Raw genomic sequence first — 13,867 nt, forward strand, 5'->3', positions numbered from 1 at the left:
CGTAGTCCGCAGAACCGGTCGAAGACCCATCGCGCGGTGCTCATCGGCGTCGACTCCTACACCCATGAAGCCGACCTGCCCGCGGTCGCGCGCAGCCTCCGGCTCATGGCGGAGGCGCTGACCGCCGAAGGCACGGGCGTCATGGCCCCCGGAGAGCTGGTCGTCCTGCCGGGCCCGAACGGGAACGGCCCGGGCACGGTCGACTCGCTGGAGGTGGTCCGTGCGTTACGGGACGCCCGCGAACAGGTCGACGGGCTCCTCATCGTCTACTTCGCCGGGCACGGCATGGTGCGGGCCGACGGAACAGATCTGCACCTGCTCTTCAGCCCCTCACAGGTCATCGCCGATCCGCACCACCCCTTCGTCGACGCGCTCTCGTGGCGCGAGCAGGTCATGGCCGAGCTGCGGCGTGCGCGGGCCGACTGGGTGGTGGTTGTTCTCGACTGCTGTTTCGCCGGGAACGCACGGCTGGACTTCCACCCGGAGGAGCAGCAGAACTTCGCGCTCCTGATGGCGGCCGAGCAGGGCGTGGAGATCCCACCGGGCGATCCCGCGACCGGGACCGACTTCACCGTCGGACTCCACCGCCTGCTCACCGCACGGACATGGGCCTCCAAACCCGCCACCTTCACCCGGCTGGTGGGGGAGATCCGCGAGGCGATGGCCCCGCTGAAAGCGGTCCACGATCACCGCTGGGTACCGGGGGAGCGCCGGCACGGCGACGACGTGCTGCTCGCCGTCCCCGGCAGGAAGCACGGGCGGGAGCCCGAGCCGTCGGAGCCGGCCGGAACAGCACACGGGACCGGTCCTCCGGCGCTCCCGTCCGCCGTAGGGGAGGGCGCGTCCGCGGCACCGGCGCGTCCCCTGGAGGGCGAGACCGGGTCCGGGACGGGGAGCGCAGCCGAGGGTCACCCGGCCCGGACCGTCGGCGCGACGCCGAAGCGGCCTCCGCCGTCCCGGCGCTACCGGGCGCTGTGCGCCGCCATCGCGGTCGCCTGCTTCGCCGGCGCCGGAGTTCTGCTGAGCCTCGGCGGCGGTCCGGATCGCGGCTGCGCGCCGCCTCTGGAATTGCGGGTGCTGGTGGATCCCGACATCCTGCCCACCGTGCAGAAGGCCGCCGACTCCTATCTGGGCCGGAGTACCGGCGGCTGCCGGGCCGTGGGGGTCAGCGTGTACACCGGCAGTTCCACCGATGTCGTCGACGCGCTCCAGGCCGCCCCGCTCTGGCAGGTCCCGCCCGCCTCGTGCCCGCCCTCGGGCGACTGCCTGCTGCCGCAACGTGATCTCGGAGCTCAGCCCGATGTCTGGATCCCGGCCGCATCGGCCACCTGGCGCCGCGTGCTCGCCGGGCAGAGCGAGGCGGCCGGAGCGGTCGCGGAGCTCGAACGGCTGGGCTCCGTGGCGTACACCCCGATGGTTCTCGCCGTCCCCACCGGCGCGGGCCGGGAGCCGTCCCCCGCCGTTCGCCCCGCACCGCTGGCCGACCTGGTAGCCGGGGCCCGGGACGGCGGCGCGGAGCACCACCAGGTGTTACGTCCCGACCCCGAGGACGGGGACGGCGCCCTGCTGGCGACCACCGCGCTGTACGGGACCGACGACCGCCGCCCCACCGCCGTCGAAGCCGCCCTGGCCGATGACCGGCTTCCCGCGCAGCCCACGGCGCGCGATCTGATGTGCGGGCTCGCCGACGGGTCTCGTAACGAACTGGAGGACGAGGCCGCGGTTCTGATCCCCGAGCAGACCATGGCCCTGTTCAACCTGCCTTCCGCGGACCGGGAGGCCGACGCCGTGGGACGACCCGCCTGCGCCAGCGACATACTGGAACACCGCACGGCCCGCTACCCCACCGACGTTCCCGTACTCGACCTTCCCTTCCTGCGCGTCACCTGGGCCGGTGCCGAACGGGACGCGACCGCGCGCGAGCGGGCGGTGCGGGGCTTCTACGACTGGCTGGTCAAGGCCCCCGAGGCCCGCACGGTCTTCGTGCGCGACGGCTTCCGTACCGGACCGAGCGGGAAACCGTCGCTTCCCCCCGCCGCCTCGCCGCTCAAGGCGAAGGCCAACGAAGGGGCGGTGAGCCTTCTCCTGCCGCCCGCGAACCCGGCGACACGGCCGGAACAGGTCACCGCGACGCTTCGCGACTACCGCCAGGCACTCGGCCCCGGCCGCGTCCTCTACCTGCTGGACGACTCGACCTCGATGGAGGACAACCGGGTCTGGTCGGGACCGGGACGCGCCAAGGACCTGGTGGCACGGTCCACCGCCCCGATCGGCCCCGAGGACTCGTTCGGGGTGTGGGGGCTCTCACCCGGAAGCGCGGCGAACCACACGGAACTGGTCCCCTTCGGACGCCCCGAACCGGGCCCGGCCCGGGCGGCGGTCGGCCGGGCTCCCGCCGTGAACAAGAACGCGCGCGTCCTGGACGGCCTGCGCGACGGACTCTCCGAGCTCCGGTCGGGCCCGCAGGGCCCCGTGCCCCGGCTGCTCGTGCTCGTCACCGACGACGAGGACTCCGCCGACCTCCAGCGCGAGGACGTCCTCGCGCTCGAGGAGTCCGCGACCGAGGGACCGCCGGTCCGCGTGGTCACGGTCTCGCTGCGCGGCGGCGGCTGTGCGCCCGACCAGCTGAACCAGCGGCTCGCCGAGGCGACCGGAGGCCGCTGCCTGGACGTCTCGGACGACCTGGCCACCGAGTTGACCGCCGAGGTCGCCAGGACCGGGACGGGGGACGCCCGGTGAGCGGCGCGACGCGGGCCCGTCGCCTTCCTCACGGCGTCGCGCTGGGCTGCCTGCTGCTCACCCTGTCGGCCGCCTGTACGGGGAAAGGCGCGGACGGCCCCTCGCCGACGGCCGGCGGGCCGGCACCGGGGCCGGGACCGATCATCGTGGCCAGCGGCCTCGACGTGACAGGTTCCGGCGGGGTACGCCAACAGCTGATCGCGGAGTGGAACCGCCGGCACGAGGACGAACCCGGCCTGCGGGCCCAGATCGTCGAGCTGCCCGGCGGCGCCGACCAGCAACGCAGCCAGTTGCTCGGCGCACTCCAGTCCGGCAGCGCCGCGTACGACATCGTCAACCTCGACGTCACCTGGATACCGGAGTTCGCCGAGGCGGGACTGATCCAGGCCCTGCCTGGTTCCGATGTCGAGGACCCCGACGTCATCCCCGAGGTACTGAGCACCACCCGGTGGAAGGGCCGCACCTACGCCCTCCCCTTCAACACCGACGTGGGCCTGCTCTACTACCGCAAGGACCTGATCGAGCAGAGCGGCATCAACGAGAACCGCCGGCCGGCCGGCGACTGGTCCTGGCAGAACCTCTACGACTCCATCGCCACGCTCGGCGGCGGGGTGCCGGAAGCCGACGCCCCGGAGAAGGGCTGGACCACACAGCTCGCCCCCTACGAGGGGCTGACGGTCAATGTGATGGACGCCTTCGCCGCCGCCGACGTGGAGATCGCGAGCGCCGACGGCGAGTACACCGCCACGCCGGACACCCTGAAGGACGGCCTCCAGGAATTCCTCACGCATGTCGACGACAACCGCACACTGCGGCCCAGGGCGCTGACCTCCGACGAGGACGCCACCCTGGACGACTTCGCGGAGGGACGGGTGGCCTACATGCGGAACTGGCCCTATGCGTTCGGTGCTCTCCAGAGCCGGCTGGCACCGGAGCGGTACGCCGCCGTCCCGCTGCCCGGCCGCTCGGTGCTCGGCGGCCAGAACCTCGCCGTCTCCGCCGCGTCCCCCCGATCCGACGCCGCCCGGAAGCTGCTCGCCTTCCTCACCGGGCCGCGCAGCGAACGCTGCCTCCTGGACGCGGGTTTCGCCGCGACGCGTCTTTCGTCCTACACCTCCGGGAAGACCGGGTCACCGACCTGCTGGGAGGCGGTCACCGAGGCGCTGCGGCCCGGCACGGCCTCCACGGACCCGGGGCCACGGGAGGGCAGCGCCCGCACGCCGTCCGCGCGGGAGCGGTCGGAGTACATCGAGAGCGTACGGCTGGCACTGGAGGAGGCGGTGCAGCGTCCGCGCACGCCGTACTACGGAGCGTTCACCCGGGCCCTGCAATCGGCGGTGTACGGGCTCCTGACGGACGAATCGCCCGATCTGGATGACGCGGCGGAGCGACTGGACGAAGCCTTGAGGGAGGCGTTCGCAGGCCGCTAGCCGCCGCCGGGCGGCGCGGTGGCGTCACCGCGCGGGAGCTACGCCGTCGCGGTGACCTGCGCGGCGGCCTTGGAGGACGGCTCCGAGGCGAAGGTGGTGGAGGCGGGGAGGGAGTAGCCCGCCGAATCGTGGCCTTCGCAGAAGCGGCTGTCCGCCAGATACCGACGCCGTGCCGTGCCGGTCCCGGCGACGGCGGGCTGGGGCAGCCAGGACCGGTCGGGGTGCCGGAAGCGCAGGTGCGACATGGCCCGGCGCACCACGCGTCCCTCGGACAGGGACAGGGGAACGCGTGTGGTGGTCATCTGACCGGCCGGGCAGCGGTCGCAGAGCCGGTAGGAGAACTCACCGACCACTTTGCGGTGGTGGACCAGGAGGAGATGGTGCTCGCTGGTCCCGGCCGAGGGCGGACAGGCCGTCCACTCCAGACGATCCAGCAGACGCGCGCGGCCCCGCCTGCGCGCCCAGCGTCGCCGAACAGCTTCGAACCGACGGTTCCCGACCATACCCATGCATGACGGCTGCCCCGGCGTGCCCGTGTCATGCTTCCCTGTCCGGGAGCCGCAGGGATCAGCCCTGGACGGCGTACGAGAGGAAGCGCGTCCAGGCGGTCGGGGCGAGCGCGAGCTGCGGGCTCTCCTCGATCTTCGAGTCGCGTACGTGGACGGTGGAGGGGCAGGCGGCGACCTCGACGCAGTCGTCGCCGGAGCCGCCGCTGTAGCTCGACTTGTGCCACTCCAGCGCGACCTCCACACAGGAGTCGCCTTCAGCGCTGCTGTAGCTGCTCTTGAACCAGGCCAGGTCTGTGGTGCTCATCTCGCTCCTCGCATACGCCGCATCAGGCTCTTGGAGTCGTCCAACGAGAGAGCCTGTGAACGCATACTGGCACACCGCATCTGAAGTGCGCTGACCACTTTGGGGTCGGAGATGAACTGCCCGTGCTCCTGTCCCTCCAAGTAGCCCAGCCACCGGTGGTCCGGGGTCTCCAGCAGCCGCATCGGCCCGTCCAGCCCCGCGTGGTGATGCCGTACGAGCGGCATGATCTGGATGTCCACGTTGCGCAGCTCGGACAGGTCGAGGATGTGGTCGATCAACTCCCTGGTGACCTCCTCGCCGCCCAATTCCCTTAGGAACAGGTGCTCTTCGAGGATGAAGGTGAACGCGGTGTTGGGCCGGTTCCGCAGGAGCTCCTGACGTTCCAGCCGAGCCGCGAGCTGTGCCTCGATCTGCTCGTCCCCGAGTGGCGGCAGCTGGTCAGTGAACAGCGTTCGCGCGTACTCAGGCGTCTGCAACAGCCCCGGAATCAACCGGCACTCGTACGTGTACAGACTCAGCGCCCCCAACTCCAGCAGCGCCCACTGCCGGAACCAACTCGCCAGCCCCTTCCGCCGCGTCAGATGCTTCGCCGCGGCCAGGATCACCCCGAACGCGTCGAGGAGACTGTCCGCGCGTTCCGCGAAGTCCGGAGGCGGGAGGCGGCGGCCCTGTTCGATGGAGGCGACGGTCTCCAGGGAGTAGCCGACGAGCGGTGCGAACTGTTCCTGCGTGAGCCGCGCCCGCTTGCGGAAGGTCTTGACGATTTCCCCGAACATCTTGAGGTTGTAGTGCGGTTCGGATTCGGTGCGGCTCGTGCCGCCGTTGCCGAAGGTCCCGTACGTCGTGCTGTCGATGTCATCCGTGCCGTGCGTCATGTACGGCCACCTCCCCGTGCGCCTGTCCTGGTCCGCAACCCGTCCATGCTCACGGAACGTGATTCGTACTGTCTACCCTTTGCGCCCGTACGCTGACTCAGCGTACGGGTCGCTGACCTGGTGGAGAGGTCGCCAGGACCGGAATCTGGGGGCATGGAAGCACCTGCGAAGACCCAACCTGATGTAACCGTACGTGTGTTCAGGCGGCAGTTCAGCTCGAATCCGCGCGGTGCCCGGCTCGCCCGCCGCGTCGGCCTCTACCGGCTGCACGCCTGGGGCATCCCGTACCTCAGTGACGCCTCGGAGTCGGCAGCCCTGATCATCGGGGAGCTGACGGCCAACGCGGCGACGCATGGACGCATCCCCGGGCGGGACTTCGAGCTGCGGCTGACGCACGCACCCGGGGATCGCCAGGTCCCCGGTGTGCTGCGGATCGAGGTGTCCGACACCCGGGGCGAGTGCCGGCCGCCGGGGCCGGGGGAGATCACCGCACCGGCGGACGGCCTCGACAGCGGGCGCGGGATGCTGATCGTGGACGCGCTGGCGGACCGCTGGGCGGTTCTCGACCGAGAACGACCGCCGGGCAAGACGGTCCGCGCGGAGCTGGACCTGCTGTACTGAGCGGGCCGGGACTGTTCGGCGGCAGCTCCGTCAGCCGCCGGTGTCGCTGTCGTCTCCGGTGTCGCTGTGGTCTCCGGCGTTCCCGCGCTCTCCGGCGTTCCCGTCCTCTCCCGCGTTCCCGTCCTCGCGCAGGGAGCGGATCATGCTTTTCAGGGACCGGAACGCGTCGGACTGCTCGGTCTCGGTCATGCCGGACAGCATCCTGATCTCGACGGACCGGACGGCGGCGGTCGCCTGCTCCAGGCTCTGCCGCCCGCTGGGCGTGAGCTGCGCGGGGAGGGCCTTTCCGACCCGCGCCTCCGTCGGCCGGGTCACGTAGCCCTCGCGTTCCAGGTTCTGGAGCAGCACGTTCATCGTCTGGCGGGTCACGAACGCGCCCCGCGCCAGCTCGGAGTTGGACATGCCCGGACGCTGGGCCAGCAGTTCGAGGCAGGAGTAGTGCGTCACGCTCATGCCGAGGGGGCGCAGGACCTCCTCCATGGCGGCGCGCAGGGCACTCGAAGCCTCCTTCAGGAGGTAGCCCAGTGATGTGGTCAGGTCGATGCCGTCGCCCGGTTGGCTCATGTCAGGATTCTGACATACGGTGGTGTGTGTCAGGAAGCTGACATGAAACTCACGTCAAGTGAAGGAGCACCACCATGCCCGCCACCGGCCCCGACTTCATCTCCTTCCAGGTGCGCGACCTGGACGTCTCGCAGGCCTTCTACGAGCGTTACCTCGGCCTGGTCCGCTCACAGTCCGGGCCGCCGCACGCCGTGGTCTTCGCGACGAAGCCGATCGCGTTCGCCGTCCGCGAAGCCCTGCCCGGCACCGACCTGGCGTCGATCCCGCAGCCCGGCATCGGCGCCGCGATCTGGCTGCACGCCACCGACGTCCAGGCCATCCACGATGCCCTCGCCGCCGACGGCCACGCGATTGTCTCCGCGCCCACCGACGGCCCCTTCGGCCGGACGTTCACCTTCGCCGACCCCGACGGCTACCAGGTCACGCTCCACGACCGGGCCTGAAGGGTCTCCGTGGCCGCGCCTGACGGTCTCCGTAGTCGCGCCTGAGGCTCTCCGCGGTCCCGCCCGGGCGGGGTGGTCAGTGGTCGGAGTAGCTGAAGTCGCCCATGGTCCAGGCGCTGACATCCTCGATGGCCACGCGGTACATGCCGCCCGTCTCCGGGATTCCCACCGAGCCCTGGAGGATGCGGGCCACGTGGAAGTGCAGATGCGTGGGTGGGCCGTCCTCGCGGGGGGCGGCGGTGAAGGCGGCGGCGAACTCGCTCAGTCGGTCCGAGTCCGCCAGCACCTCCGACACCCGCTGCCGCCAGACGGCCTCGGGGGCCAGGCGGCCGGTGATCACGGCGCCTCCGGCGACCACGGTCAGCGACATCTGGTTGCTGTGCCCGGACTCCACCAGGGCAGCGACATCGACAAGCAACGCGTCAGGCTTCGACATGGCAACCGAGTCTAGTCGGCGGCGGCCGGCTGTTGGAGGCGGGCGCGGAGTGGCCCCCTCCGGCAGCCGGACGGAGGTGGTCGCCTTCGCGCCATGGGTCAGCGCGGCTCCGCCGGGCGGGCGCCTCGCAGGAACTGTGTCACCGCGGTGCCCACGAGGCCTTCGAGCCGTGCGGGCTCGATCATGCCGCTGTTGAGCATGGTGGTGATCCCCAGGACGGTTGCGTAGAGGACGAGTCCGATCTCCTCCGGGTCGTCCCCCTCCAGTTCGCCGCGCTCCTGGCCCTCTTCGATCAGGTCGCTGATCTGGCCGAACGCGGCCGCGGCGGCCTCGGCGACCGCAGTCGCCCCCGGGCGGTGCTTGCTGGTGTTCATCAGCCCGGTCAGCGCGGCGTTCTCGGTCGCGAACCGGACATAGGCCGACGCGAACGCGTGCAGACGGGCGGGCAGGTCGCTCTCGTCGCCGATCTCGTCCACCGCGGCCCGCAGCTCCGCGCCCAGGCGCATGAAGCCCGACTCGGCGAGGGCATCGAGCAGCGCGCGGCGGTCCGCGAAGTGGCGTCGGGGCGCCGCGTGACTCACGCCGACGTCCCGTGCCAGGTCCCGCAGGGAGAGCTGCTCGGCCCCGTGCGCCCTCAGGCTGCGCTCGGCCGCGGCGAGGAGATCCGTGCGGAGATTCCCGTGGTGGTAGGGCCGCCGCTCGGTGGTGTCAGGCATGGGAGCAGCCTACCCAACCCAATGTTTCCATTGACAACAATGTTGGCAGTGTCTACTCTCTCGGTATGTCCAGATTCTCTCTTGCCGACCTGCCCGACCTGACCGGCCGCACCGCCGTCGTCACCGGCTCGAACAGCGGGATCGGGCTCGTCACGGCCCGTGCCCTCGCCGAGCGTGGAGCGCGGGTGGTCCTGGCCGTACGCGATCCGGAGAAGGGGGAGGCAGCGGCGGCGACCATGGCGGGACCGGCCCAGGTCCGCCCCCTCGATCTCGCCGACCTCTCCTCCGTACGGGCCTTCGCCCGTGACCTCCCCGGTCAGGTCGATCTGCTGATCAACAACGCGGGTCTCTCGTTGGGGCCGCTCTCCCGGACCGCGGACGGATTCGAGTTGCAGTTCGGGACCAACCACCTGGGCCACTTCGCCCTGACGAACCTGCTCCTCCCGCGCATCAGGGAGCGGGTCGTCACGGTGGCCTCCCTCGGGCACCGGATCGGCTCCCTGGACTTCACCGACCTCCAGTGGCAGCGCAGGCCCTACCGTCCCAACGCCGCCTATACGCAGTCCAAGCTGGCCAACCTCCTGTTCGCCGCCGAACTCCAGCGCAGACTCACCCGCGCGGGGTCACCCGTCATCTCCACGGCCGCGCATCCCGGCATCTCCTCGACGAACCTCATGCGAGCGGAGCGGAAGCCCTCCCTCGGCTTTCGCGTCGAGAAGTTCCTGGTCGGGCTCGTCGCCCAGAGCGCCGAGGAGGGCGCCCTGCCCACCCTGTACGCCGCCACCGCTGACCTTCCCGGCGACAGCTATGCCGGCCCCGGCCGGCTCTGGGGCATGCGCGGCGCACCGGCGCTGGTCGGACGGTCCGCCCGAGCACGTGACGGCTCGGCGGCCCGGCGGCTCTGGGAGGTGTCGGAGGACCTGACCGGCACGCGCTTCCCCCTGGACGCGCTCGCGACCCCCGCCTCGTGAAAGGACCCACCGCTGTGATCCGTCCACCCGGAGACTCCCGGCAAGACCGACGGAAGAACCCTCGGAAGCCCGACGAACTCGTCGTCGTCTCCGGCGCCTCGTCGGGCATCGGAGCGGCGACGGCCCGCGCCCTCGCCTCGATGGGCTACCACGTTCTCGCCGGGGTACGCACCGACAGCGAGGCGGACGCCGTCCGGGCCGACGGCATCGAACCGGTCACCCTGGACATCACCGTCCCGGAACACATCGAGGCCTTGGCCCGGCGGATCGCCGACGACCCCGAGCGGCGCGCCCTGCGCGTCCTGGTCAACAACGCGGGGATCGAGATCAACGCCCCGGTCGAGGTGCTCCCCCTGGCTCTGTGGCGCGAGCAGTTCGAGGTGAACCTCTTCGGACACATCGCCGTCATCCAGGAGCTCCTGCCCTTCCTGCGGCAGAGCCGGGGCAGAATCGTCAACATCAGCTCGGTGGGCGGAGTGGCCGCGCTGCCCGTCTTCGGGGCCTACGCGGGAACCAAGTTCGCCCTCGAAGCGGCCAACGACTCCCTGCGCCGCGAGGTCGCGGCGCACGGCGTGCAGGTGGTCATCGTCCAGCCCGGCGGTGTCCGGACCGAGATGGCCGCCCGCAGCGGTGACCTCTCCCTCGAACTCGCCGCCGCGATGAGCACCGAACACCAGCAGCTCTACGGTCACCTCATCGACGCGACGGTGGCGTCCAACACGGCCTTCCTGGAGCGCGCCCTGCCTGCGGCGAAGGCGGGGGCCAGGATCGCCAGGGTGGCGACCACGCCCCGTCCGCGCGCCCGGTACACCCTCGGCACGGACGCCGCCTTCATCATCCCCCTCGCGCGGTTCCTGCCGGCCCGGCTGATGGACGCCGTCCTCGCCTTGAGCCACCGGTCCCGGAGCCCGAGATCCGCGCCCACGCCCGCACCTGAGTCCACCGGGAGTTCCTCATGACGACGCTCGCCGATCGCATCGAACTGATCGAGTTGATGGGCCGCTACGCCGACATCGCCGACCTCAAGGAGTTCGACAGGCTTCCCGCCCTCGTCTACACGGACTCCGTGACCCTCGACTTCTCCTCGGTCGTCGGTCTGCCGCCCATGACCGTGCCCCTCGACGAGTACGTCCACGTGCTGGACCAGGCGTTCGCCCCCTTCTCCGCCACCCACCACGCCATCACCGGGCACGTCGTCGAGATCGACGGTGACCGCGCCACCCTCCACGCACACGTCCGCGCCGAACACTGGGTGCCGGAAGAACAGGCGGGCGGCGGCCCGGACCGATGGCTGGTCGTCGGCTTCTACGACAACGAGGCCGTCCGGACGCCGCGGGGCTGGCGCCTCAGCAGCGTCAAGCTCACCGCCACGCACCAGGAGAACGCCCAGCTGCCAGGGCCTGCCCCGTCCTACGGGCACGCCGTCGAGCAGGGTGAATAGGGCCCCCGACCGGTCAGGAGGCCGTGGACGGCCCACGGCCCCTGGCTGCTCACGGCGGTGTCGATGACGGGTGGGTCCGGCCCTCAGCCCCGCCGCACCCGCCCCGCGATCCGCCGCCCCAGCCGGCCCAGCGCGCGCGACCGGTTCCAGTCGCGGAAGGCGTTGGCCCGGCCGCTGCTGCCCGTGCGGCCCACCGTCTCCTCGACCTCCGCCACGGCCTCCGCCGTCATCCCGCGCACCGCCGGGCGCAGTACCTCCTCCAGGAGGGCGGCGGCCGTGGTCGTCCAGGCGGGGCCCGCGTGCGGGTGGGCGGTCCAGTGGGTGAAGCAGTCGGCCGCGTAGGCGGGGTGGGTGCGCAGCCGCGCGCGGGTCGGCTCGGCGCGGGCCGCCCGGTCGTAGGCGGCGATCAGGGCGGCGTCGTCGCTCCGGACGAAGTCGTACAGCTCAGCTCCCGGCCGGTCCGGGGCCAGCAGGCGTTCCACCAGGCTCGTGAACGCCCGCTCCTGGACCGCTGGTTCGAGGGGTTCGGCCCGGTCACGCAGTGTGCGGACCTGCTCCGCCCAGCCGGGCTCCGGGGCCCCCGTGCGCAGGTCGCGGCAGAGGTCCAGGAGCTGGAGCGCGGCCCGCTCCCGGCCGCCGATCTCCTGCGGGAAGCCCCGCAGCAGGTCGTGGGCGAGCGCGGTGGCGTCCTCCGCGTCCGCCGGGGCGCCGAGCGCCGCGTCGACCAGGCGCGCCCACGTCCCGGCCGCCCGGTGCGCGTCCGAGGTCGCCGCCTCCAGCAGCAGCCGGGCCTCCTCCATGGTGGGCGCCCGGTCCTCCCAGACCAGGCCCACCGCCGTACGCAGGACCAGGGGCTCGGCGAAGGGGGAGAGGCCGGCCGCGCGCAGGACCCGGTGCCAGACCGCCGTCCGGTCCCGGCCGAGCGTGGTCATCGCGCCCGGCACCTCGGCGCACATCCGCAGATGCGGCAGGGCCTGCGTCCCGGTGAACGGCAGCGCGACCCGCTCCAGGAACCGGGCCACCGCCCCGGGGTCCTCGGGCGCGATCCGGTCCAGCGAGCCCAGCAGCGCCGTCCGCACGTCGAACTGCTCGTCCAGCAGCTCCAGCAGCGCCGGGGCGAAGGCAGGCGCCCCCGCGGCCCTGTCCGCTTCCGCCTCTCCGCCCGCCGTCGCCTCCGCCAGGATCGTCCGGGCCAGCCGGTCCACGACCTCCGGCAGCACCTCCGTACCGTTCACACCCAACAGCCGTGCGACCCGCAGCAGTTGTACGGTGCGTGCCACCGGCCGCGCCCTGCCCGCACCGCTCTCCAGCTCGGCCAGGATCTCCGGGCCGAGCACCCCGGCGATCGCCTCCCCGTCCGGGCCCACGAACGCGTCCCGGCGCGGGAGTTCCAGCGAACCGTTGCCGCCCCGCACCGCCTCCGTCACCAGCATCGCGGCGAGCGGCGCGGTGACCGAGGCCGGGCACCGCCCGTCCAGCGCGCCGAACAGCCGCCCCGCCGCGTCGAACTCGGAGCCCGTACGGTCATCGATCCCCGGTGAGGTCAGCGCCTCCACCAGCTGGCCGATCCGCTTCGCGTCCAGCGCGTACGGCCGCTCCGCCGCCCAACCGGCGCCCGCCGCGCGCTCCTCGGGCCCGAGCGTCACCCCGGCACACAGCGCGATCACCGCCAACGGCCCCGCGGCGAAGGGATCCCCGGGCAGCCCGCGCGCCTCCTCGAACAGCTCCGGCGCCCGGCTCCGCCACACCCGTGCCGCCGTCCGCGCCCACACGTCCGCCGCGCCGTCCACCGGGGGCCGGTCCGCGCACACATGGACCCGCAGTCCCGCCTCCCGCGCCGCCGCCGCGTCCTCGGGCGGCACCCCCACCACCCGCAGCGCCGAACTCCCCGGCCGCCGCGTGTACGTGGTGAACGTCAGCCGCTCCACGCTCTCCCTCGGCAGCGCGACCGCCGCCAGCCCCAGCCAGCGCGCCACATCCGCGCTCCGCCTCTCCACCAGCACCACCGGCCCGCCCGCAGGCGCCGCCTCCTCGCTCGCCCGGCGCAGATCGGCGAGGACGGCCGCCAGCCACGGGCCGCGCGAGACGGCGAAGTCGTCGAGACCCTCCCGTACCGGAGCGGGGCCCGGCGGCAACGTGCCGAGCGGGTCGGGCAGCGCACCGCCGACCGGAGTGGCGGCGACCCAGTGCGGCGACCGCCACGCCTCCACCGGCAGCCGGTCGCCCGGCAGCGGCACACCGGCGGGTATGTGCACCGCGTGCGCGTGGAAGCGGACCGGCGCCGTGCCCTCGCCACGCGCCGGAGCCGTACGCCCGACCAGGCGACTGCCGTCGGAGAGCACGGCATACGTGAACGCCTGCGGCAGGGAGCGCAGTTCGGCGTCCGTGGGCCGGTGCGAGGCCCCGTCGGGGAGCGTGTATCCGACCAGCGGTTCCATCTCGGCGAGCAGCGCCGCCGAGACTCCCGGCCCGACCGCCGTGAACCGGCCCGTCGACTCTTCCTCCGGCGCGGCGGAGATGTGGTGCACCTGTGCAAGGCTCATCTGTCGGCCCTCTTCGTCCTGCCGCGACCGGATCCCCGTTCCCACCCACACGCGACCGGGTCGGGGGAGAAGTCCACGGCCGCGGGGGCGACGTTATCAAGGAGCGGGGCGCTGTCCCTACGCTGCGTCAGGTACTGGCCCGAAGACCGCGCCGAAGTCGCGGCTGCCTGCGCAAAGGCAGCGCCGGAGCCGCGGGCCCGGCGGCCGTGGCGTGGATCGTGAACGTGCCGCAGCAGCGGTGGCGGACACACGCCCGAGGGGCGGCGGCCCGGAAC

14 protein-coding genes are annotated in these 13,867 nt (G+C 72.5%); 7 read left to right on the plus strand and 7 right to left on the minus strand.

Annotated features, from left to right (window positions below; genetic code table 11):
• Nucleotides 1-36: 36 nt before the first annotated feature.
• Nucleotides 37-2,739, plus strand: a complete 2,703-nt coding sequence (locus D6270_RS27330; protein ID WP_225976959.1) for a substrate-binding domain-containing protein — start codon at nt 37-39, stop codon at nt 2,737-2,739.
• A complete protein-coding gene (locus tag D6270_RS27335; protein WP_109163037.1) occupies nt 2,736-4,169 on the plus strand; it encodes an extracellular solute-binding protein in 1,434 nt (477 codons plus the stop codon). Before D6270_RS27330 ends, D6270_RS27335 begins: the two co-directional genes overlap by 4 nt.
• Nucleotides 4,170-4,207: 38 nt before the next feature.
• On the opposite strand, the gene D6270_RS27340 is transcribed toward D6270_RS27335, so the two are convergent.
• From D6270_RS27340 to D6270_RS27350, 3 genes are all read right to left on the minus strand, one after another.
• Nucleotides 4,208-4,672, minus strand: coding sequence for a hypothetical protein (locus tag D6270_RS27340; protein ID WP_225976960.1), 465 nt, complete (start codon nt 4,670-4,672; stop codon nt 4,208-4,210).
• 64 nt (nt 4,673-4,736) lie between these two features.
• A complete protein-coding gene (locus D6270_RS27345; protein ID WP_109163035.1) occupies nt 4,737-4,982 on the minus strand; it encodes a DUF397 domain-containing protein in 246 nt (81 codons plus the stop codon).
• Nucleotides 4,979-5,857 (minus strand): helix-turn-helix domain-containing protein, encoded by an 879-nt coding sequence (locus D6270_RS27350; protein ID WP_109163034.1) that lies wholly within the window; start codon nt 5,855-5,857, stop codon nt 4,979-4,981. Before D6270_RS27350 ends, D6270_RS27345 begins: the two co-directional genes overlap by 4 nt.
• A gap of 153 nt (nt 5,858-6,010) precedes the next feature.
• Between D6270_RS27350 and D6270_RS27355 the strand changes: the two genes are divergently transcribed.
• Nucleotides 6,011-6,478, plus strand: a complete 468-nt coding sequence (locus D6270_RS27355; protein WP_109163033.1) for an ATP-binding protein — start codon at nt 6,011-6,013, stop codon at nt 6,476-6,478.
• A 30-nt stretch (nt 6,479-6,508) separates the two neighbouring features.
• Here the strand turns inward: D6270_RS27355 and D6270_RS27360 are convergent, their stop codons facing one another.
• Nucleotides 6,509-7,042, minus strand: coding sequence for a MarR family winged helix-turn-helix transcriptional regulator (locus tag D6270_RS27360; protein WP_109163032.1), 534 nt, complete (start codon nt 7,040-7,042; stop codon nt 6,509-6,511).
• 74 nt (nt 7,043-7,116) lie between these two features.
• Here D6270_RS27360 and D6270_RS27365 point away from each other — a divergent pair, with 74 nt between their 5' ends.
• Nucleotides 7,117-7,485 (plus strand): VOC family protein, encoded by a 369-nt coding sequence (locus tag D6270_RS27365; RefSeq protein WP_109163031.1) that lies wholly within the window; start codon nt 7,117-7,119, stop codon nt 7,483-7,485.
• A gap of 76 nt (nt 7,486-7,561) precedes the next feature.
• Here D6270_RS27365 and D6270_RS27370 read toward each other — a convergent pair whose 3' ends face one another.
• On the minus strand, nt 7,562-7,921 hold the full coding sequence (locus tag D6270_RS27370) for a GvpU-like protein (RefSeq protein WP_109163030.1): 360 nt from the start codon (nt 7,919-7,921) through the stop codon (nt 7,562-7,564).
• A gap of 98 nt (nt 7,922-8,019) precedes the next feature.
• Nucleotides 8,020-8,637, minus strand: a complete 618-nt coding sequence (locus D6270_RS27375) for a TetR/AcrR family transcriptional regulator (RefSeq protein WP_109163029.1) — start codon at nt 8,635-8,637, stop codon at nt 8,020-8,022.
• A gap of 65 nt (nt 8,638-8,702) precedes the next feature.
• On the opposite strand from D6270_RS27375, the gene D6270_RS27380 reads away from it, so the two are divergent.
• The 3 genes from D6270_RS27380 to D6270_RS27390 are packed head-to-tail and all read left to right on the plus strand — an operon-like array spanning nt 8,703 to nt 11,049.
• Complete coding sequence (locus tag D6270_RS27380) at nt 8,703-9,608, plus strand: oxidoreductase (protein WP_109163028.1); 906 nt, start codon at nt 8,703-8,705, stop codon at nt 9,606-9,608.
• A gap of 14 nt (nt 9,609-9,622) precedes the next feature.
• Nucleotides 9,623-10,567 (plus strand): SDR family oxidoreductase, encoded by a 945-nt coding sequence (locus D6270_RS27385; protein WP_109163027.1) that lies wholly within the window; start codon nt 9,623-9,625, stop codon nt 10,565-10,567.
• A complete protein-coding gene (locus D6270_RS27390) occupies nt 10,564-11,049 on the plus strand; it encodes a nuclear transport factor 2 family protein (protein WP_109163026.1) in 486 nt (161 codons plus the stop codon). The genes D6270_RS27385 and D6270_RS27390 overlap by 4 nt, the downstream gene beginning before the upstream one ends.
• An 83-nt stretch (nt 11,050-11,132) precedes the next feature.
• Here the strand turns inward: D6270_RS27390 and D6270_RS27395 are convergent, their stop codons facing one another.
• Nucleotides 11,133-13,592 carry a GTPase-associated protein 1-related protein gene (locus tag D6270_RS27395; protein ID WP_109163025.1) on the minus strand — a complete coding sequence of 820 codons (2,460 nt, stop codon included), beginning with the start codon at nt 13,590-13,592 and terminating at the stop codon, nt 11,133-11,135.
• Nucleotides 13,593-13,867 lie beyond the last annotated feature (275 nt).

It is taken from the genome of Streptomyces griseus subsp. griseus (assembly GCF_003610995.1).
Taxonomy (GTDB): domain Bacteria; phylum Actinomycetota; class Actinomycetes; order Streptomycetales; family Streptomycetaceae; genus Streptomyces.

Bases quoted from the DNA above. Each gene is read 5' to 3' on its own strand.
- D6270_RS27390 (WP_109163026.1), top strand. From the start codon at position 10,564: ATGACGACGCTCGCCGATCGCATCGAACTGATCGAGTTGATGGGCCGC.
- D6270_RS27360 (WP_109163032.1), bottom strand. From the start codon at position 7,042: ATGAGCCAACCGGGCGACGGCATCGACCTGACCACATCACTGGGCTAC.
- D6270_RS27345 (WP_109163035.1), bottom strand. From the start codon at position 4,982: ATGAGCACCACAGACCTGGCCTGGTTCAAGAGCAGCTACAGCAGCGCT.
- D6270_RS27375 (WP_109163029.1), bottom strand. From the start codon at position 8,637: ATGCCTGACACCACCGAGCGGCGGCCCTACCACCACGGGAATCTCCGC.
- D6270_RS27395 (WP_109163025.1), bottom strand. From the start codon at position 13,592: ATGAGCCTTGCACAGGTGCACCACATCTCCGCCGCGCCGGAGGAAGAG.
- D6270_RS27340 (WP_225976960.1), bottom strand. From the start codon at position 4,672: ATGGTCGGGAACCGTCGGTTCGAAGCTGTTCGGCGACGCTGGGCGCGC.
- D6270_RS27355 (WP_109163033.1), top strand. From the start codon at position 6,011: ATGGAAGCACCTGCGAAGACCCAACCTGATGTAACCGTACGTGTGTTC.
- D6270_RS27365 (WP_109163031.1), top strand. From the start codon at position 7,117: ATGCCCGCCACCGGCCCCGACTTCATCTCCTTCCAGGTGCGCGACCTG.
- D6270_RS27350 (WP_109163034.1), bottom strand. From the start codon at position 5,857: ATGACGCACGGCACGGATGACATCGACAGCACGACGTACGGGACCTTC.
- D6270_RS27380 (WP_109163028.1), top strand. From the start codon at position 8,703: ATGTCCAGATTCTCTCTTGCCGACCTGCCCGACCTGACCGGCCGCACC.
- D6270_RS27370 (WP_109163030.1), bottom strand. From the start codon at position 7,921: ATGTCGAAGCCTGACGCGTTGCTTGTCGATGTCGCTGCCCTGGTGGAG.